15 protein-coding genes are annotated in these 19531 nt (G+C 61.0%); 4 read left to right on the forward strand and 11 right to left on the reverse strand.

Going from position 1 to position 19531, the window contains the following annotated elements; translation table 11 throughout:
* The 7 genes from GNG29_RS12775 to nasR form a co-directional block, all read right to left on the reverse strand.
* Complete coding sequence (locus GNG29_RS12775; RefSeq protein ID WP_156654665.1) at positions 1-1404, reverse strand: YchO/YchP family invasin; 1404 nt, start codon at positions 1402-1404, stop codon at positions 1-3.
* Between the two features lie 181 nt (positions 1405-1585).
* Complete coding sequence (locus tag GNG29_RS12780) at positions 1586-4096, reverse strand: nitrate reductase (protein ID WP_156654666.1); 2511 nt, start codon at positions 4094-4096, stop codon at positions 1586-1588.
* Entirely contained in the window at positions 4093-8073 is a 3981-nt protein-coding gene (gene nirB / locus GNG29_RS12785; RefSeq protein WP_156654667.1) for a nitrite reductase large subunit NirB, read from the reverse strand. Before nirB ends, GNG29_RS12780 begins: the two co-directional genes overlap by 4 nt.
* 11 nt (positions 8074-8084) lie before the next feature.
* A complete protein-coding gene (locus tag GNG29_RS12790) occupies positions 8085-8873 on the reverse strand; it encodes an ABC transporter ATP-binding protein (protein ID WP_103179937.1) in 789 nt (262 codons plus the stop codon).
* Between the two features lie 10 nt (positions 8874-8883).
* Positions 8884-9771 (reverse strand): nitrate ABC transporter permease, encoded by an 888-nt coding sequence (ntrB, locus tag GNG29_RS12795; protein ID WP_156654668.1) that lies wholly within the window; start codon positions 9769-9771, stop codon positions 8884-8886.
* 1 nt (position 9772) lies between these two features.
* The gene (locus GNG29_RS12800) at positions 9773-11020 is read right to left on the reverse strand and encodes a CmpA/NrtA family ABC transporter substrate-binding protein (protein WP_156654669.1); all 1248 of its coding nucleotides are present in this window, start codon (positions 11018-11020) and stop codon (positions 9773-9775) included.
* 228 nt (positions 11021-11248) lie between these two features.
* Positions 11249-12415 carry a nitrate regulatory protein NasR gene (gene nasR / locus GNG29_RS12805; protein ID WP_103179940.1) on the reverse strand — a complete coding sequence of 389 codons (1167 nt, stop codon included), beginning with the start codon at positions 12413-12415 and terminating at the stop codon, positions 11249-11251.
* A 73-nt stretch (positions 12416-12488) separates the two neighbouring features.
* Between nasR and ychN the strand changes: the two genes are divergently transcribed.
* The 3 genes from ychN (at position 12489) to GNG29_RS12820 (ending at position 15187) form a co-directional block, all read left to right on the forward strand.
* Positions 12489-12842 (forward strand): DsrE/F sulfur relay family protein YchN, encoded by a 354-nt coding sequence (gene ychN / locus GNG29_RS12810; protein ID WP_103179941.1) that lies wholly within the window; start codon positions 12489-12491, stop codon positions 12840-12842.
* A 106-nt stretch (positions 12843-12948) separates the two neighbouring features.
* Positions 12949-14733, forward strand: coding sequence for a methyl-accepting chemotaxis protein (locus GNG29_RS12815; protein ID WP_103179942.1), 1785 nt, complete (start codon positions 12949-12951; stop codon positions 14731-14733).
* Between the two features lie 211 nt (positions 14734-14944).
* A complete protein-coding gene (locus tag GNG29_RS12820; RefSeq protein ID WP_103179943.1) occupies positions 14945-15187 on the forward strand; it encodes a DUF1883 domain-containing protein in 243 nt (80 codons plus the stop codon).
* Between the two features lie 40 nt (positions 15188-15227).
* Here the strand turns inward: GNG29_RS12820 and GNG29_RS12825 are convergent, their stop codons facing one another.
* Positions 15228-15923 carry a gamma-glutamylcyclotransferase gene (locus GNG29_RS12825; RefSeq protein ID WP_156654670.1) on the reverse strand — a complete coding sequence of 232 codons (696 nt, stop codon included), beginning with the start codon at positions 15921-15923 and terminating at the stop codon, positions 15228-15230.
* 192 nt (positions 15924-16115) lie between these two features.
* Positions 16116-16346 carry a putative cation transport regulator ChaB gene (gene chaB, locus GNG29_RS12830; protein WP_156654671.1) on the reverse strand — a complete coding sequence of 77 codons (231 nt, stop codon included), beginning with the start codon at positions 16344-16346 and terminating at the stop codon, positions 16116-16118.
* A 268-nt stretch (positions 16347-16614) separates the two neighbouring features.
* Between chaB and chaA the strand changes: the two genes are divergently transcribed.
* Positions 16615-17715 (forward strand): sodium-potassium/proton antiporter ChaA, encoded by a 1101-nt coding sequence (gene chaA / locus GNG29_RS12835; protein WP_103179946.1) that lies wholly within the window; start codon positions 16615-16617, stop codon positions 17713-17715.
* A 113-nt stretch (positions 17716-17828) separates the two neighbouring features.
* On the opposite strand, the gene kdsA is transcribed toward chaA, so the two are convergent.
* Positions 17829-18683: a 3-deoxy-8-phosphooctulonate synthase gene (gene kdsA / locus GNG29_RS12840; RefSeq protein ID WP_103179947.1), complete on the reverse strand. Its 855-nt coding sequence runs from the start codon at positions 18681-18683 to the stop codon at positions 17829-17831.
* Between the two features lie 36 nt (positions 18684-18719).
* Complete coding sequence (sirB1, locus tag GNG29_RS12845) at positions 18720-19529, reverse strand: invasion regulator SirB1 (RefSeq protein WP_156654672.1); 810 nt, start codon at positions 19527-19529, stop codon at positions 18720-18722.
* Between the last annotated feature and the right edge of the window lie 2 nt (positions 19530-19531).

Genomic DNA, 19531 nt, shown 5'->3' on the forward strand with positions numbered 1-19531 from the left:
TTACTCCTCCGGCAGCAGCGTCCAGCGCGGATCCTCCTCTGGCAGCGCCAGTAGCGGCTCCGTCAGGGCAAGCGTGATCTCATTGGAAGAGACACGCTGCCCCGCTTCATCTTCCACCACCACCGACAGCCGCCAGCGGTTGCTCGCCCCCTCACTGCTGTCCCACGCCGGCAGGATAATACTCCAGCCTTCGCTGTCACTGGCCTTCGCCGGTGAGGTCAGGCTCAGCGCCTGCGTATCGCCCTGCCAGTGCAGGGAACGCACCCCGTGTCGGCTGCGAATATCCAGCTTCAGCATGACCGTTTCGCCAGGCTTAAGATCCCACGGCGGCGTCGCCAGCCACACCGAGAGCGTTTTACGCTGGCGGAACTCCAGCACCGGCAGGTTCTGACGCTCAGGCGGATCGTAGCGGCTACCCCGCAGGGAGCGGCTTTCAGCCACTTCGCTGGCGGAGAGTTGTTTTTTCAGCGGCACCCCGAAGCGGTAGTTGAGCTTCAGGCCAAGGTTGTTCTGGCTCACCCCACTCTCCCCCTGCTTATGCCCGGCGGAAAGGGTCACCAGCGGCACCGGGGTGTAGTTCAACCCGAGGTTGACCGCCAGCGGATTGTGATACCCGGTGCCGGTGTGAAACAGATCCACGCTGTCGCCAAAATATTGTTCAAAGCTGATGCTGGTGTTGAGGTGATGATAAAAGGGCAGCCTGGCGTTGGCGCTGATATCGTACCCGCGCGCCATGCGCTGCTCCTGCACCTCCGAGCTGTCACGCCAGCTGGCAAACGGCTGATAGTAGTTGGCCGACAGGCGCAGGTATTCGCCCCAGGCTTCGGCGCCGAGCCCGGCGCGCTGGAGATTTTCATCGAGCAGATTGTCATAAAAGGTGTTGTAACCCAGCAGCCATTTGCCCGCCACCCAGCGCTGGCCGATGCCCGCATTGCTCACCAGGCCGTCCTCCTGCTGGGTCAGGCCGAGCTGACTCCAGGTGAGGTAGTGGTTGTTATCCTGCCAGGGTATAAACCAGCTCCCCTTGCTGCCGGTGAAGCGCCCCTCGTCATTGACCAGCAGATCGACGCTGGCATTGCCCCACGGCGAAAGCCAGGACTCAATGTGCTGGTTCACCTCCTGGCTGACGGCGTCCCGCACCTGGCCCAGGGCAAACTGCCGGGCCTGCTCCTCGGTGGTCAGGCCGTTGTCGGTCATGCTGGCTTCGCCGAACGCTTTCGCCATCTCCGCCAGATGCTTTTCGCTTTCCCCCGTCGGGGTCGCCATGCCTAAGTCCGGCAGGCTGTCGCCATTATTATCGAACGGATTTTGCGCCTGATGGATAAACGAATTCGGGGCAGCGTGAACGGCTCCGGCATAACAGAGGAGAAGAAACAGCGAACGAATACGGGGGGAAACAACCATCACCGTCGTGTAAGGGTGCCTGTGTTGAGAGAAAACGGAGTTAACACCTTAGCGTGCCTGAGAAAAAATTTCAGCCCTAAGGGAAATTTCAGGAATATCCTGAAGCCTGATTGCCGGGTGGCGCTGCGCTTACCCGGCCTACGCATCCTTTGGGCCTGATAAGCGCAGCGCCACCAGGCGTTTACACCCTCACAGAAAGCATCGCTTTCAGCTCCGGCACACAGGAGCCGCAGTTGGTGCCGCAGCGTAATTTTGCCCCCAGCGCCGCCGCAGAGTCGCATCCCCCCGCAATGGCCTTGCGGATAGCGTTTTCGCCGACGCCAAAGCAGCTACAGATGATGCGCCCCGGATCGCTGCGCTCGCCAGGATCCTGCCCGTCAAGCAGGGCGTGACGCTCCGCCAGCGCGACCGGCGCGGCGTGAAACGCGGCTTCGATAAAAGTATGCGCCAGCCCTGGCAAAGCAACATCCTGCCAGAAGCCGAGCATTAATGCTCCCTGATGCCAGGCCAGCAGGCTGCTGCGCTCGCCCGTCTGCGCGATTTGCAGCTGCCAGCCCTGGCCGGCGCAGTGTGCCAGCAGCCACTCCAGCAGCGGCTTGTCCCCCGCCAGGGTCAGGCGCGACACCCCCTTTGCCGCCTTGCGCCACCAGTGGACGTGTGTCGGCAGGGTCAGTTCCTCCCGGCTGTAAAGCTCCCCCTGCCAGGCAGGCTGCCACGGCATGAGTCGCACCGCAGTCTGTTTGCTCTCCGGCTGGCCGGAGTGGGGATCGCAGCGCCCTTCTACCAGGGCATTCACTTTGCCCTGGCGTGAAAAACAGCTGTTCCAGTGCATCGGGACAAACAGCTCCCCGGGGCGCTGCCCGTCATTGATCCGCGCCCGGACCACCATCAGCCCGCGCGGGGCGCTGATGCGTGCCAGTTGTCCATCCTGCATCCCCAGCCGGGCGGCATCCTGCGGCGAGATCTCCACGGTCGGTTCATCGCGGTGCTGCATCAGGCGCGGCACATAGCCGGTGCGGGTCATGGTGTGCCACTGATCGCGCATGCGTCCGCTGTTGAGGGTAAAGGGATAGAGCAGATTCGGCGTAGCGCCATGCGTCTGCGGGTTGACCGGCACCCGGTGCGCACGGGTGAATACTTCCCGGTTGACGGGCCACTGCCAGGGCGTCAGCCCATCCCACTGCGCGCGGGTCAACTGCGTCAGGGCCGCGAGGTTAAGCTGCCGTTCGCCATGGTTCTCAAAGGCGGTCAGGGCGGCGTGTTCGGTAAAGATGGCGTGAGGATGATCCCAGGAGAAGGCCGCGCCATGGCCCAGCCTCTGCGCGATACGGCCGATGATCCACCAGTCGGGTTTCGCCTCGCCGGGCGCGGGCAAAAAGGCGCGCTGACGGGAGATGCGGCGTTCGGAGTTGGTCACCGTCCCCTCTTTCTCTCCCCAGCCGAGCGCCGGAAAACGGATGTGGGCGAAGCGGCTGGTATCGGTGTCGCGCATCACTTCGGAGACCATCACCAGCGGACAGGCCGCCAGCGCCTGGCAGACCGCATGGCTGTCCGGAAGGGAAACTGCCGGGTTAGTACCCATGATCCACACCGCCTTCACGTCACCGCGGGCGATGGCCTCAAACAGCTCCACCGCCATCAGTCCCGGCGTCTGCGCCAGCCGCTCCGTCCCCCAGAAGCGGGCCACGCGGCTTAAATCGTCCGGCGTGAAATTCATGTGCGCCGCCAGCTGATTCGCCAGCCCGCCCACCTCGCGCCCGCCCATCGCATTGGGCTGACCGGTCAGCGAAAAGGGTCCGCAGCCTTCGCGCCCGATTTTGCCGCTCGCCAGATGGACGTTGATTATGGCATTGCACTTGTCGCTGCCGCTGGTGGACTGGTTGATCCCCATGGTATAGAGCGTCACTGCGCGCGGGGCAGCATTAAACCAGGCGTAAAAGGCGGCGACATCGTCGGGCGGCAGGCCGCAAAATTCGGCCACCCGCTCAGCCGGCCAGTCACTGGCCTGGCCGGGGTCGACCGCGTTGAGCAGCCCCACGAACAGCCCGGCGTCGCTGCCCGGCGTCAGGGCCAGATGCAGATCGGCAATGTCACAGGTCGCGGTGCGTCGCGGGTCGATCACCACCACCTTCAGCGCCGGATTGACGCTTTTCGCCTGTACCAGGCGCTGATAGAGCACCGGGTGCGTCCAGGCGGCATTAGATCCCACCAGCACCACCAGATCGGTCTGCTCGATGTCTTCGTAGCTGCACGGCACCACATCTTCGCCAAAGGCGCGCTTGTAGCCCACCACCGCCGAGGACATGCAGAGCCGGGAGTTGGTGTCGATATTGGCCGCCCCGATAAAGCCTTTCATCAGCTTGTTGGCGGCGTAGTAATCCTCCGTCAGCAGCTGGCCGGAGGCATAAAAGGCCACCGCCTGCGGCCCATGTTGCTCAATAATCTCCCGCAGCCGCGCACCCGCGGTATCCAGCGCCTGCTCCCAGCTCACCGGCTGGTTGTCCACCTCCGGGTGCAGCAGGCGGCCCGCTAAACCGGTGGTCTCCCCCAACGCCGAGCCTTTAACGCACAGCCGTCCGAAGTTGGCCGGATGGCTGTCGTCACCGCGCACGCTTACCTCGCCCTTTTCGACGCGGGCGATCAACCCGCAGCCCACGCCGCAGTAAGGACAGGTCGTTTGGGTTTCCGTCATGAGGCCTCCGCGCGCATCACCAGCTCTTCACTGCCCACCTGCACCCGGTCGCCATCGACTCTGACCGGCCAGGCGCGCACCGCCACTTCGCCGGTTTCAACATGGCGCCCGTCGCGCAGGCGGATCCGCGTTTTATACAGGGGCGAGATCACCACCGGCTCGCCCCCGGCATCGCCGAGAATGCCGCGCGACAATACGCTGGCGCTGCCGCCCGGCTCGCGATCCTCCAGGGCATAAATCGCCTTGCCAAAGCGGAACAGCGCGATGGGCTGCGTACCCAGACGCGCGCCAATGCCCGCCTGTTCCGGGATCTCGTCCAGGGTACAGATATCCTGCCAGCGTTTTGCGGATGCTGGCACGGCGTCGAGAGTGCGGAACTGCGCCAGACGGCCCGGGTCCTGCAGGGTGGTCTGCCATTCGCACTGATAGGTATCCACCACCCGCTGCATCTCCTGCTCCAGCTCGGCGGCAATGCCGAGGCTGTCGTCGATGATCACCTCGCGCAGGTACGCCAGCCCACCCTCGAGGTTATCCCGCCAGGTGCTGGTGCGCTGCAGGCGATCGGCGGTGCGGATATAGAACATCAGGAAGCGGTCGACGTAGCGCAGGAGCGTGGCGTCGTCGAGATCGCTGGCGAACAGATCCGCGTGGCGCGGCTTCATCCCGCCGTTACCGCACAGATAGAGGTTCCACCCCTTGTCGGTGGCGATCACCCCCACATCCTTGCTCTGGGCTTCGGCGCACTCGCGGGTGCAGCCGGAAACGGCCATCTTGATCTTATGCGGGGCGCGCAACCCCTTGTAACGGTTCTCCAGCGTCACCGCCAGCCCGGTGGAGTCCTGCACGCCGTAGCGGCACCAGGTGGAGCCGACGCAGGATTTTACCGTGCGCAGGGATTTGCCGTAGGCGTGGCCGGTTTCAAACCCGGCGTCGATCAGCTGCTGCCAGATCTCCGGGAGCTGCTCCAGCCGGGCGCCAAACAGGTCGATACGCTGCCCGCCGGTAATTTTGCTGTAGAGCTGGTAGCGTTTGGCGATCTGGCCGATGGCGATAAGCCCGTCGGCGGTGACCTCCCCGGCGGCCATGCGCGGCACAATGGAGTAGGTGCCATCTTTCTGGATATTGGCGAAGTAGCGGTCGTTGGTGTCCTGCAGGGGCAGATGGGCCGGTTTCAGCAGATATTCGTTCCAGCAGGAGGCCAGCACCGATCCCACCAGCGGCTTACAGATCTCGCACCCGTGCCCCTGGCCGTAGCGGCTGATAAGCTGATCAAAGGTGTGGATGCGGTTGACGCGCACCAGGTGGTAGATCTCCTGACGCGAGTACGCGAAGTGCTCGCAGATGTCCTTTTTCACCTCCACGCCCTGGGCCGCCAGCTGGAACTCCATCACCTGTTTCACCAGGGCGCTGCACCCGCCGCAGCCGGTGGCCGCTTTGGTGCACTGTTTCACCGCCCCGATGTCGGTGGCACCGCTGCTCACCGCCTGGCAGATGTCGCCTTTGCTGACGTTGTGGCAGGAGCAGATCTGCGCGCTCTCCGGCAGAGCCGCCACGCCCAGCGCTTTCGGGGCGCTGCCCGCCACCGCAGGCAGGATCAGGGTTTCTGGATCGTTGGGCAGGCGGATGTCGTTAAGCATCATCTGCACCAGGGTGGCATATTCGCTGGCATCCCCAACCAGCACGCCGCCAAGCAGGGTTTTATTGTCGGCACTGACCACGATCTTCTTGTAGATCTGCTGCGGGCCGTGAGTCCACTGGTAGCTCTGCGCCCCTGCGGTGCGGCCATGGGCATCGCCGAACGACGCGACATCTACGCCTAACAGTTTCAGCTTGGTGCTCATGTCCGCACCCATAAACGCGTTTTCTTCATCCGCCAGCGCGGCGGAGGCCACCCGCGCCATCTGGTAGCCGGGCGCCACCAGACCGTAGATTTTTCCCTCCCAGAGGGCGCATTCGCCGATAGCAAAAACATCGCTATCCGAGGTGCGGCACTGGTTGTCGATGGCAATCCCCCCGCGTTCGCCCAGCACCAGGCCGCAACTCCGGGCCAGCGCATCCTGCGGGCGGATCCCGGCGGAGAAGACCACCATGTCGGTCGCCAGCTCGCTGCCGTCGGCAAAGCGCAGTACCATCCCGCTGTCGGTTTCTGCGATTTCGGTGGTGGCCTTACTGGTATGCACCCCCACGCCGAGGGCTTCAATTTTACGGCGCAGCATCGCGGCGCCGTCGTTATCAAGCTGCACCGCCATCAGGTTCGGGGCAAACTCCACCACGTGCGTATCCAGCCCAAGCTGTTTCAGGGCGTTGGCGGCCTCCAGCCCCAGCAGGCCGCCGCCAATCACCACCCCGGTGCGCGAATTTTTTGCATGGGCGGCGATGTTATCCAGGTCGTCGAGAGTACGGTAGACAAAACAGCCCGGCAGATCCCGGCCCGGCACCGGCGGTACAAAGGGGTACGAACCGGTCGCCAGCACCAGCTTGTCCCAGTGTGTTTCATGCCCTGATCCCGTGCGAATCACCCGGGCGTCGCGATCGATGGCGACCACCGGCTGGGAGAGGCGCAGCTCAATGCCGTTATCGGCAAAGAAATCTCCGGCCACCATCGACAGCGAGTCGGCGCTGCGTCCGGCAAAATATTCCGACAGATGGACGCGATCGTAGGCGGCATAGCGCTCTTCGCCGAAGACCACAATCTGATACTGCTGATGCAAACCGCGATTGACGCAGTCTTCAAGAAAATGGTGGCCGACCATACCGTGCCCAACCACAACCAGAGTAGGTTTTGTCATAGCGTTCTGTCCTGCAACCTGCGGCTGCGTAGTGAATCGATCGAACAGCCAGTCCGCCTGAGCGGGTTCTGACGTTGCCAGTAAATCGGTGAGGGTGGCCGCGCTGCGACACTCCCCCATCAGCAGCACGCCTGCCAGCGTGCCGTTGCGAACCAGTAGACGGCGGTAGTGGCGGGTCAGCGGGTCCCAGCTGGTCCACACCGCATCTTTTTCCTGCGCGATAACCTCGCCAGCGCTGAACAGCTCAATACCGGTCACCTTCAGGCGCATGCCGTTTTGGGTGGGGGTAAAGGGTGCGACGCACTCCCCGGCGAGACGGGCGGCGAGGATCTCCGCCTGGGCGAGGCACGGCGCCACCAGCCCCCAGGTCTCGCCGTTTAATTCACAGCACTCGCCGATGGCGCTGATGCCCTCCATTGCGGTGCGCATCTGGTTATCCACCAGGATCCCCCGGCCGCACGGCACGCGGCTTGCCTGCGCCAGGGCGATGTTGGGCAACACGCCCGTCGCCAGTACCACCCGGGTGGCGGCCAGGGTGCGTCCGTCGCTGAGGGTGACGCTGTCAGGGGCGATCTGCGACAACCCGGCGTTCAGCTCACAGCCGATACCTCGCTCGCCGAGCGCCTGCTCCAGCAGCAGACCCGCCTGCTGGTCGAGCTGCTGCTCCATCAGCCACGGACCGCGATGGACTAACGTGACATTGTCACCTTGCTGTCTTAATGCTGCGGCGGCTTCCACGCCGAGTACCCCGCCCCCCAGCACCACCGCCGGGCCGGGCGTCGCCAGAATGGCGTTCACATCCTCCAGGGTGCGAAAAGTGAAGACGTGGGGCAGATGGCTGCCGGGGATGGGCGGCACAAACGGCCGGGAACCGGTGGCAAAGACCAGTTCATCCCATACGAACTGTCGGCTGTAAGTACGCAGCGTTTGGGCGCTGATATCCACTGCCCGCACCCGCTCGCCGCACACCACGGTGATGCCGCGCGTCCGATACCAGCTCTCATCATGAAGCTGTGTCGCCGCCGCCTCTTTCTCGCCCCCCAGCACCGGCGAAAGCTGTATGCGGTTGTAGGCGTGTACGCGCTCCTCGCCGATGAGGGTGATCTCAAAGCGGCCTGGCGCGCGCTCGGTCAATGACTCAACCAGCCGCGTTGCCGCCAGTCCGTTTCCAATGATGACCAGGCGCATGGTTATGCTCCTCAGGCCGCTTTCGGCTGTTTTTCATAGAGGAAGTGCAGGATCTGCTGGCGCATATGGTGATAGCGGCTCTCCTCCGCCAGCTGCACCCGGTTGCGCGGGCGCGGCAGGTCAACGCGCAGGATCTCGCCTACCGTTGCCGCCGGGCCGTTGGTCATCATCAGCACCCGATCCGAGAGCAGCACCGCTTCGTCCACGTCATGGGTGATCAGCACGATGGTGGTGTTCAGCTCCTGCTGAATGTGCATCACCGAATCCTGCAGATGGGCACGAGTCAGAGCATCGAGGGCGCCGAACGGCTCATCCATCAGCAGCACTTTTGGCTTCATCGCCAGGGCGCGGGCAATCCCCACCCGCTGCTTCATGCCGCCGGAAATCTCCCCCGGCCGCTTGTGGATGGCGTGCCCCATCTGCACCCGCTCGAGGTTGTGTTCGATCCACTCCCGCCGCTCGGCTTTGCTCATGCTGCGGCGGAACACCTGATCCACCGCCAGCGCTACGTTGTCGAAGCAGGTGAGCCACGGCAGCAGGGAGTGGTTCTGGAACACCACCGCCCGCTCCGGCCCTGGCCCGGCGATCTCGCGGTTATCGCAGAGAAGCCCACCTTCCGTCGGCAGGGTGATGCCGGCGATCAGGTTCAGCAGCGTCGATTTGCCGCAGCCGGAGTGGCCGATCAGGCTGATGGTCTCCCCTTCGTGAATATCAAAAGAGACGTTCTGCAGCGCCAGAAACTCGCCGCTGGCGGTGGAAAAACGCTGGCTGACGGCCTGGACCTGAATGAGAGGTTTCATCATGTGCTCCTTATTTTTCCTGCCAGCTGAAACGGCGGGCGATGAGCATCAGCCCCTGCTCCAGCAGCAAACCCACCACGCCGATAATGACGATGGCGATGAGAATGTTTTCGACGTTGAGGTTGTTCCACTCGTTCCAGATCCAGAAGCCGATCCCCAGCCCCCCGGTGAGCATCTCGGCGGCGACGATCACCAGCCAGGCGATACCTATGGAGAGCCGCACCCCGGTCAGCACCGCAGGCAGCACGGCCGGGAAGAGAATGCGGCGCATCACCGTCCACTCGGAGAGCTGCAACACCCGCGCCACGTTGAGGTAATCTTCCGGGATACGGCGCACCCCTTCGGCGGTGTTGATGATCATCGGCCAGATCGAGCAGATAAAAATGGTCCAGCTGGAGGCAGGCTCCGCCTTCTGGAACAGCAGCAGGCCGATGGGCAGCCATGCCAGCGGGCTGACCGGGCGCAGCAGCGCAATCAGCGGGGTGAACATGCGGGACATAAAGGTAAACCGGCCAATCATAAAGCCCAGCGGGATGCCGACGATCGCTGCCAGGCCAAAGCCGATAGCGACACGCTGCAACGAGGCCAGCACGTTCCAACCCACTCCCATGTCATTGGGGCCATCGCGGTAGAACGGATCGGCAAACAGCGTGATGGCCGAGTCCAGGGTGCTGAGCGGCGTCGGGAACCCTTTGCTGTTGATAGCCGCCAGTTGCCAGGCGATCACCAGTAATCCCAGGCCAAGCAGCGCCGGAATGATGCGCTGGAGCAGATCGTTGGTCCGGCGGGCAAACCCCGGAGTACGGCGGCGGACCTGCACCGGCGGCAGGGCGATCACTTCCCCGCTGACCGGCTCGGCGGGTATGGCGGGTGCGGCTTTAATGTTGACGTTTTTCATATCAGGCCCCTGTACGGTGAATGGCGAAACGGTTGGCGTAACCCTTCGGATCGGTGCCGTCCCAGACGGTGCCGTCCATTAAGGTGCTGGTGCGCAGCGGCGATGAAGGTGCGCGAATGCCGCCCACGGCAGTGGCGGCCTCCTGCCAGATGTCGGTGCGGTTGATGCGCTGGGCGATAGCGGCGTAATCCGGGTCGGTTTTCAGCAGTCCCCAGCGGCGGAACTGGGTCAGGAACCACATTCCGTCGGAGTGCCACGGGTAGCTCACCGCCCCCTCCTCAAAGAAGCGGATCGGGTTGGCATCCTGCCAGCGGTTGCCGGTTCCGCTGTCGTATTCGCCCAGCATCCGGCCAGTGAGGTACTGCTCTTTGGTGTTGAGCCAGGCGCGCCGGGCCAGCAGCTGCGCGGTCTCCTCTTTGTTCTGCGGTGAGGCGTCGATCCAGCGCTGGGCCTCCAGCAGGGCGCTGACCAGCGCCCGGGCCGTGTTCGGATATTGCTCTACCCACTCGTGGCGGGTGCCGAGCACTTTTTCCGGATGTTCCGGCCAGATGGACTGGGAGGTGGCGGCGGTAAAGCCGATGCGATCGTTAATAGCGCGGGCGTTCCACGGCTCGCCGACGCAGAAGCCAACCATATTGCCGATGCGCATGTTCATCACCATCTGCGGCGGCGGCACCACCACGGTGCGCACGTCGTCGAAGGGGTTGATGCCTGCGCTCGCCAGCCAGTAGTAGAGCCACATGGCATGGGTGCCGGTGGGAAAGGTGTGGGCGAAGGTGTAGGTACCCGGTGCCTCCCGGGCGATGAGCTTCTTCAGCCCCTCGACGTCGCGCACGCCCTGCTGAGCCAGATCGCTCGACAGGGTGATCGCCTGCCCGTTCCGGTTGAGGGTCATCAGGTTGGCCATCGGTTTAGGTTTACCGGCGATCCCCAACTCCAGGCCATACAGCAGGCCATAGAGAATGTGCGCTGCGTCCAGCTCCCCGGCCACCAGCTTGTCGCGCACCGCCGCCCAGCTCGCCTCTTTGCTCGGCACCAGGGTGAAGCCATATTTCTTATCGAACCCTTTCCAGGCCGCGATCGCCAGCGGCGCGCAGTCGGTCAGCGGGATAAAGCCGACGCGCACCGTCTCCAGCTCCGGTTTATCGGAGCCCGCGGCCCATGCGCTCTGCATCAATCCCGGCACCATCAGCGTCCCGCCCGCCAGCGCACTGGCATGTAAAAAACGCCGTCTTGTCCATTCCACCATGCTCACTCCTGAAAAAATGGCAAAAAAAAGCGCCCGGCAGTGCCGAAGCACCGCAGGACGCCTTTATCCTCAAAAACGACACACCGCCGTTGGCGCGTCGTCAGAATTGTTATGTTGATTAATGCAAGGGTGATGCCAGGTTTTAAAGGCTTAAATAACGGGGTTTTTCTGCCTGCCGACAGCGAGAACGCACCTCAACCATGCAGGCGTTGCCCATCCGGGGTGCATTTACTGCTGCCACAGGGCTTTGACCGTCAGCAACGCGCGGGCGATATCCACCATCCGTTGATTTTTATCCATCGCCATCTTGCGCAGCTGGCACCAGGCCTGCTCCTCACTCATCTGCTGATGGGTCATCAACACGCTTTTGGCCTTGTCGATCACCTTGCGCTCCTCCAGCGTGTCGCGCATCGAGGCCAGCTGGCGTGAGAGCTGCTCGATCTCCTGCGCCTGCTGGCGCACCAGCGGCAGCAGCGGTTTTTGCGGATAGAGGGCCAGCGGCTCCGCCGTCTGCGGCTCTGCGGGCGGCTCGTCGTCAGCCTGGCTAATCAGCGACTCCACCGCCAGCATCAGATCGGCGATCTGCATCTCCTCCAGGGTGCGCAGATGTTCGAGGCGTTCGGTTTGCAGCGAGAACCAGTGCAGCGCCAGCACCCCCTGATCCGCGGCGGGTTGCCGGGTACAGGCCAGCCGCCGCAGCTGTTCGACCTCCGCCCCCGGTACGCTGAGGTTGAAAGGATCGTGCAGGCTGGGAGGGGTCAGGGAGAGGAAGACCTCGAAACAGGTTTGCTGGCCGTCGATTCTGTCTACCAGCGTCTGGCGCATCTCATCGCTGAAAAAGCCCTGGGTAAAGCCAATCGCTCCCAGCGCCCGCTCCTGCCCCACCAGCTCTTTGCCCTGCATCAGGCTGTAGAGCGCAACAAATCTGCCCGCGATTTGCGGGTTATCAATGCTGTCATTGAGTTGCGGCACAATACTGAGCAGGTTTCGCAGCATACGGCTATAACGCTCCATCGCCGCCGTAGCGGGCAGCGCGCAAGCCGTAATGGCCTCACGCAGCGCGGGAAGCTGCTCCAGACTTTGCAGGGCGTTGGCCACCCGCTCGCACAGGGCACCGCTGGCCATCACCGGCGAGCCGAGCGCCTGATGCAGCGCCTGCACATGCTCGTCTACCAGCGCGCGGCTGGCTTTACACTCCAGGGCATAGAGCGCCCCTTCGGAACAGAGCCAGATGTTGGAGGCGCCCCGCTCGCACTGTAGCATGTGCGCAAGATGGCTGATCCGGCTCACCAGCGTGCCCAGTTGTGCCAGCTTGCACAGCTGCTGTTTACGCAGCAGCCTGGCCTGCTGGAACCATTCCGTGGCGCCGGGTGGACGGCCTCTGTTTATCGTCATGCTTACTCTCCCGGGTCAGTGTCTGCCGAAGAGAGAAGCAATTTTCATGCCTTTTCATTATTCAGGAGTCAACATGCAGAAGATTGTGATTGTCGCTAACGGTGCGGCCTATGGCAGCGAATCGCTGTTCAACAGCCTGCGACTGGCGATTGCCTTACGCGAGCAGGAGAGCGACCTGGATCTGCGCCTGTTTTTGATGTCCGACGCGGTCACAGCCGGACTGCGGGGGCAAAAACCGGCGGAGGGCTACAATATCCAGCAGATGCTGGAGATCCTGACGGCGCAGAACGTGCCGGTGAAGCTGTGCAAAACCTGCGCCGATGGCCGCGGTATCAGCGCCCTGCCGCTGATCGACGGGGTGGAGATTGGCACCCTGGTGGAGCTGGCGCAGTGGACGCTATCCGCGGATAAACTATTAACTTTTTAATAATGCATTAACAAAAATATTTTTTTCTTATGAGCGCGGTTCCAGCTTCAAGTTTGCCTGCCCGATGCCGATAGGCTTTTTACAACAACACAGCAGGTATTTCATTATGTTCAGGTCAATTCGCGCTCGTATTATTGCGGCGACGGTCGGATGTCTGATCGCCGCGCTTTTACTGAATACCGTGATTAATTTCCAGGTCACGCGTCAGGATAATCAACAGTCCCAACGTTCGATACTGGCCAGCACCAGCGCCAGCCACAGCATGGCGATTGCCGACTGGGTCAGCAGCAAGACGCTGATGATCAACTCCCTGCAGAACGTCGTCCTGACCGACGATCCGGTACCGATGTTTAAACAGCTGGCGCAGGCGGGCGGGTTTATCAACGTCTATGCCGGCTACGCCAGCAAAACCGCGAAGTTTTCCAATCCTGAAGGGGTACCTGCCGACTACGATCCAACGGTGCGTCCGTGGTATCAGCAGGCGGTGAGAGAGGATCGCGCCATCGTCACCGTCCCGTATGTGGATACCGGCACCAAAAAGCTGGTGGTCACTTTCGCCGTGCCGGTGAAAGAGAACGGCGAGCTGAAAGCGGTGCTGGCGGGCGATGTGGCGATGGACAGCGTGATCGCCAACGTGCGCGGCATCCATCCGACGCCAGCCAGCAGCGGGCTGCTGGTTGACAGCGAGGGTTCGGTCATTGCCGCCAGCGATCCCGAGCTGACCTTAAAGCCCTTTAAAGCGGTCATCAGCGGCGTCGATCTGGCTGCGCTAAAGAATGGCAACAGCGCCGAGGGGGAGTACAACGGCGTGGCGAAAACCTTCTCCGCAACCCCGATTGCTGGTACCCAGTGGCAGCTGATTGTCGCGCTTGACAGCGATGATGCGACGACAGGTATGCGTACCCTGTTGAAAGCCTCCTCCCTGTCGCTGGTTGTGCTGGTGCTGCTCAGCGCGGTGGTTGTGCATTTCGTGATTGCCCGCCTGCTGAAGCGCCTGTCAGATATTCGCGATGCGATGCACGCCATTGCCAACGGCACCAACGATCTCTCCCAGCGTCTGCCGGAGAAAGGTGACGATGAGGTGGCGCAGATCGCCCATGCCTTTAACGCCTTCAGCGATAAACTCGCGGTGGTGATGGTGCAGTTGCGCGACGCCAGCGCCTCGGTGAAGAACGCCGCCCAGGAGATTGCCGCCGGGAACCAGGATCTCTCTGGCCGCACCGAGCGGGCCGCCTCCAGCCTGCGTGAAACCGCCAGCGCCGTGGAGCAGATCACCGCCTCCGTGGCGCAGTCCACCGAATCTGCCGCCGTGGCGAACGAGCAGGCGGGCAAAGCTGCCGAGGCCGCGACGCGGGGCGGCAACGTGGTGTCGCAGGCGATCACCACCATGCAGTCCATCGAAGCCGCCTCGACCAAAATTGGCGACATCACCAGCGTGATTGACGGCATTGCTTTCCAGACCAACATTCTGGCGCTGAACGCCTCGGTTGAAGCGGCGCGTGCCGGTGAGCAAGGGCGCGGCTTTGCCGTGGTGGCGGGCGAAGTGCGCAATCTCGCCAGCCGCAGCGCCCAGGCGGCAAAAGAGATCAAAAGCCTGATCGACTCTACCACCGACAGCGTGGCGACCGGTTCGCGCTATGTGCATCTTGCCGGGCAGAGCATGAATGAGATCGTCACCAGCATTGGCAGCATGTCGGGGATCATGCGGGAGATCACCGTGGCGACCAGCGAGCAGATGAAAGGCATTCAGGAGATTAACCGCGCGGTGCTCAATCTGGACAGTATGGTGCAGCAAAACGCCGAACTGGTGGTGCAGTCGGCTGCCGCCGCCAGCGCCCTTCAGGGTCAGGCAGGCGACCTCGCTGAAACCGCCGGTCATTTCCGCATTTAATGTTAATCCGCTGCCTGAAAGCCGCGTAAAGCGATGTTCGCTGCGCGCTTTCAGGCATTTTGTCATTTTTGTTTAAGGCTTACGCCATTTTTTGATCAAAATCAGCACCCCGGCCCTTCCCCTTTGGTGTTATGCCATGAGTGAATTGTGAACAACATCACGCTCAGGATTAGCCGCAAGGAGAGCGTTGTTTCGGATACGGGGTAAAAAAATGGCACTGGTAAAAGCAAGTCTGAAGTTGTTTGGCGGGGATACGGTCGTGGTGCGCTGCTCAGAGCGTTGTCATATTCATCTGATGAGTAATAAAGCACCACGCAAAACGCAGGCAGATATTTTAAGCGTACAGGACAAAGACAACGCCTGGCTGACGGTGCCTTATACCGGAACCTGGGAGGTGCTCATCGACAGCCACAGCCAGTCGCTTGAGCACTCCATCAGCTACGTCGCAGCCTGATCATTCTTCGCCCGGTGGCGCACTGTCACCGGGCTTTTTTTCAGGCAAAGCCGGGGCGCAGCTGGCTTTCCGGCGATTCGTTATCCAGCAATGCCCGCACCCGCGACACCAGCTCGTTCAGACAATCATCCTGCATGCCGAGACGCGTCAGCTCCTGATCGAGCGAGAAGAGATATTGTGCGTTGGTGCCAAGCGGGCCGCTGGCGGCGGCAATCAGCGGGGCGATGACCTGCGCGCGCGTGTCGGCCTCAAACAGCGGATGGCGCGGATCCATAATAAAGACCAGGGCGTTAACGGTGCGTCCATCATCCAGCTCCAGCCGACACCAGCTCGGCATATAGCAGCCAGTGATCATCTCACGCTTCCACAGCAGCGCCAGCTCCTCTTCCAGGGTCGCATCCGGCAGACGGTAGGCCACGCCGGTGGTGCGTCCGCCCTCTTTCAGTGCAAGCATACGGCCTGGCTGGCAGGCGCTGCCGCGTCCGGCGGTCAGGCGCAAACAGAAGGCTCGATGCCAGCCCGGAAGCGTCCCGGTTGCCGATTCAACATACTCCAGCGCCGGGTTCCACATCAGGGAACCGTAGCCGAAGAGCCATACCGGACCGTTGTCCGGACGGCAGGACAGGGTCGCAGCCAGCGACGCTGCGCGCTGCTCGGCTGACCACAGAAGCGACTCTTCGATCGCACCAAAGGCCGTTCTGCAGTCGGCCTTCATAAGAAAATCACGCGTTAACATATTGCACCTCCGCCACTGCCTGCATCCCTGCCCTCACTTTATGAACCTTCCGGGTCCTTTTACTGCTCAATTAGAAAGCAGTAGGGTGACGATATGCAATAATCTCGCCGGGTGCAACAGAGCGGGAGGCCGACCGCCTTAAAAGTCAAAGCCGACGGTGCAAACTATTAAGCACAGCCAACTAAGCAATGACTATTTCTTCTTGTGCCACTTATCATCGTCTCCCTTTTCGTAATCCTGCTTCACCGCCGCCCAGGCCACCTTGTGTGCGGTCTCCTCACGACTGTCATCGCCCCGGCGGTCCTCTTTATCTTTGTACTGATCCCAGGCGCTGTTAAAGGCTTCTTTGTAGATATCCTGCGCGTGGGCAGGCAGTACGTTCTTAACGTTATGCGGTAAATCAGTTTTCGATTTGTATGGCATAGCAACCCCCTCTTTTTATTCACTTAATAAGTGTGGTCGACAATGCCGAAGGCTTCCAGTCGAATCGATAATCCTGGATTTCAGTTTCTTAATCTACTGTTATTAAGACCCTATTTAACAAAAATATATTATTATGACGCTCTCGTGAAATAATTCCCCTGTACCGTAAAATTAAGTAAAAGATACTCAGAGATTAACGGCGATCTGTTAATTTAAGCTCCTCACTTTCTGTTTATAATTACAAGCACCTGCCAAAACGGAGAATTACATGACAACCGCACACGAGACGGTGAAAACCCGTCATAAGGAGACGTCTCTCATTTTCCCGGTGCTGGCCCTGGCCGTGCTGTTCTTCTGGGGAAGCGCGCAGTCACTGCCAGTGGTCATCGGGATTAATATTCTGGCCCTTGTGGGTATTCTGAGCAGTGCTTTTAGCGTTGTACGCCATGCCGACGTGCTGGCCCACCGCCTGGGCGAACCCTACGGTTCCCTGATTTTAAGTCTTTCCGTCGTTATTCTCGAAGTGAGCCTTATTTCCGCTCTGATGGCGACCGGTGACGCCGCACCTACCCTGATGCGCGATACGCTCTACTCCATCATTATGATTGTCACCGGCGGGCTGGTCGGCTTCTCGCTGCTGCTGGGCGGGCGCAAATTCGCAACGCAATATCTGAACCTGTTTGGTATTAAGCAGTATCTGATCGCCCTCTTCCCGCTGGCGATTATCGTGCTGGTATTCCCGATGGCGCTGCCGGGGGCCAATTTCACTACCGGTCAGGCCCTGCTCGTGGCGCTGATTTCTGCGGCGATGTACGGCGTGTTTCTGCTGATCCAGACCAAAACGCACCAGAGTCTCTTCGTCTATGAGCATGAAGATGAGAGCGACGACGATGACCCGCACCACGGCAAGCCGTCCGCGCACAGCAGCCTGTGGCATACGGTCTGGCTGGTGGTGCATCTGATTGCGGTCATTGCAGTCACCAAGATGAATGCCGCACCGCTGGAGACACTGTTGACGGCGATGAACGCGCCGGTGGCCTTTACCGGCTTCCTGGTGGCGCTGCTGATCCTCTCCCCGGAAGGACTGGGGGCATTACGTGCCGTGCTGAATAACCAGGTGCAGCGTGCCATGAACCTCTTCTTTGGCTCGGTGCTGGCGACCATCTCCCTGACCGTGCCGGTGGTGACGCTGATTGCCCTTCTTACCGGTAACGAGTTGATGTTTAGCCTTGGTGCACCGGAGATGATTGTGATGTTGGCGTCGCTACTGCTGTGCCAGATTTCATTTTCCACCGGGCGCACCAACGTGCTCAACGGTGCGGCGCACCTGGCATTGTTTGCGGCCTATCTGATGACGATATTTGCCTAGTCCTTTGCCCAGCGGCGCTTCGCTTGCAGGGCCTACGGGTTTTGTAGGCCGGGTAAGCGCAGCGCCACCCGGCAATAAGCGCATAAAAAAACCCGCCGAAGCGGGTTTTTTTATTAGTTGCTGGTATCCAGCTCTTCAAAGCTCTTGACCAGATCGTCAATCGCCTTAATCTGCTTCAGGAACGGCTCCAGCTTGTCCAGCGGCAGCGCGGATGGGCCGTCGCACTTGGCGTTGGCAGGATCCGGATGCGCTTCGATAAACAGACCCGCCAGACCGGTCGCCATACCGGCGCGCGCCAGTTCGGTAACCTGAGCACGACGGCCGCCTGAGGCTGCGCCAAACGGGTCGCGGCACTGCAGAGCATGGGTCACGTCGAAGATGACCGGCGACTGGTTAGAGACATTTTTCATCACGCTGAAGCCCAGCATGTCCACCACCAGGTTGTCATAACCGAAGTTGGAACCACGGTCGCAGAGGATCACCTGGTCGTTACCGCCTTCGATAAACTTATCGACGATGTTCCCCATCTGGCCTGGGCTGACGAACTGTGGTTTTTTCACGTTGATGACGGCGCCGGTTTTCGCCATCGCTTCGACCAGATCGGTCTGACGGGCGAGGAACGCGGGCAGCTGGATCACGTCAACCACGTCTGCCACAGGCTGCGCCTGGCTTGCTTCATGGACGTCGGTGATCACTTTTACGCCAAAGGTCTGCTTCAGCTCCTGGAAAATTTTCATCCCCTCTTCGAGGCCCGGGCCACGGTAAGAGCGAATAGAGGAGCGGTTGGCTTTGTCAAAAGAGGCCTTAAACACATACGGGATACCCAGCTTCTGGGTCACGGTGACGTAGTGTTCGCAGATACGCATCGCGAGGTCGCGGGATTCCAGTACGTTCATGCCGCCGAACAGCACGAACGGCAGGTCGTTCGCCACGTTGATATCGCCAATGCTAACCACTTTTTGTTTCATAGGATCGCCTTATTCAGGTGTGAATCGGAATTAAGATTAATGCAGTGTAATCTGTTTGTGCGCGATGGAATTAATCTGCGCGCGGATCATTTCGCTGATCGGATCTTCCGGACACTGCTCAACAAAATAGCTCAAATCATTCAGCGCAACGTGGTCACACTCAAGCTGCACGTAGATAAGGCCGCGATCGCGGATCTCGTAAGGATCTTCCGGGTTAAACTGCAGCAACACCTCACTGGCACGCAAGGCCAGCTCCATCTGCCGCTCTTCCATCAACGCTGACTTCAGGGTGTCCAGCAGCTTGCGAACCACCTCGGCGTTATCCGCTTCGTCCAGATCTTCGTTGTAGAGCTCCGCCATCGGGCTGATGTTGCCCTTCAGCCAGACATCCAGCGTGTGATCGTCGAGCGTGTCGCCATTAAAGGGATTGATTAACCACATCTCGCCGTCCAGCCACTCGGCGCGCAGCAGCATCTGCGTCGGGAAGATGACCGGCACCAGCGGAATATCAAGACGGTGCGCCACCCATAATAAAATCGCCCCCAGGGAGACAGCGCTGCCCTGACGGTTTTTCAGTACCTGATCGAGCCACAGCGCGTCGGAGAGCCGATACACGCCACGCGTATCGCAAAAGCCCCACTCGCCATAAAAAAGCTCAATCAGTTTCTCCAGTTGCCAGTCCTGAGGGCGCGCCTGATTAATCTCTTCACGCGCCAGACACACCAGTTTCTCCAGTTCATCGTAGACGTATTGTGAAATGAAATCATCGCGGATCATCTCTGATACCTTAATCATTCCATCGCACAGCGGCACTTTGTTAAATTCGAAATCGGCCAAGGACTCCATGA

Source organism: Leclercia sp. Colony189 (assembly GCF_009740165.1).
In the GTDB taxonomy this organism is placed as follows: domain Bacteria; phylum Pseudomonadota; class Gammaproteobacteria; order Enterobacterales; family Enterobacteriaceae; genus Enterobacter.

Excerpts from the sequence above, each read along its gene's own strand:
- ntrB (WP_156654668.1), bottom strand. The coding sequence starts at position 9,771 with ATGAAAAACGTCAACATTAAAGCCGCACCCGCCATACCCGCCGAGCCG.
- ychN (WP_103179941.1), top strand. The coding sequence starts at position 12,489 with ATGCAGAAGATTGTGATTGTCGCTAACGGTGCGGCCTATGGCAGCGAA.
- GNG29_RS12815 (WP_103179942.1), top strand. The coding sequence starts at position 12,949 with ATGTTCAGGTCAATTCGCGCTCGTATTATTGCGGCGACGGTCGGATGT.
- nasR (WP_103179940.1), bottom strand. The coding sequence starts at position 12,415 with ATGACGATAAACAGAGGCCGTCCACCCGGCGCCACGGAATGGTTCCAG.
- GNG29_RS12775 (WP_156654665.1), bottom strand. The coding sequence starts at position 1,404 with ATGGTTGTTTCCCCCCGTATTCGTTCGCTGTTTCTTCTCCTCTGTTAT.
- chaA (WP_103179946.1), top strand. The coding sequence starts at position 16,615 with ATGACAACCGCACACGAGACGGTGAAAACCCGTCATAAGGAGACGTCT.
- GNG29_RS12825 (WP_156654670.1), bottom strand. The coding sequence starts at position 15,923 with ATGTTAACGCGTGATTTTCTTATGAAGGCCGACTGCAGAACGGCCTTT.
- sirB1 (WP_156654672.1), bottom strand. The coding sequence starts at position 19,529 with ATGGAGTCCTTGGCCGATTTCGAATTTAACAAAGTGCCGCTGTGCGAT.
- GNG29_RS12780 (WP_156654666.1), bottom strand. The coding sequence starts at position 4,096 with ATGACGGAAACCCAAACGACCTGTCCTTACTGCGGCGTGGGCTGCGGG.
- nirB (WP_156654667.1), bottom strand. The coding sequence starts at position 8,073 with ATGCGCCTGGTCATCATTGGAAACGGACTGGCGGCAACGCGGCTGGTT.
- GNG29_RS12800 (WP_156654669.1), bottom strand. The coding sequence starts at position 11,020 with ATGGTGGAATGGACAAGACGGCGTTTTTTACATGCCAGTGCGCTGGCG.
- GNG29_RS12820 (WP_103179943.1), top strand. The coding sequence starts at position 14,945 with ATGGCACTGGTAAAAGCAAGTCTGAAGTTGTTTGGCGGGGATACGGTC.
- GNG29_RS12790 (WP_103179937.1), bottom strand. The coding sequence starts at position 8,873 with ATGAAACCTCTCATTCAGGTCCAGGCCGTCAGCCAGCGTTTTTCCACC.
- kdsA (WP_103179947.1), bottom strand. The coding sequence starts at position 18,683 with ATGAAACAAAAAGTGGTTAGCATTGGCGATATCAACGTGGCGAACGAC.
- chaB (WP_156654671.1), bottom strand. The coding sequence starts at position 16,346 with ATGCCATACAAATCGAAAACTGATTTACCGCATAACGTTAAGAACGTA.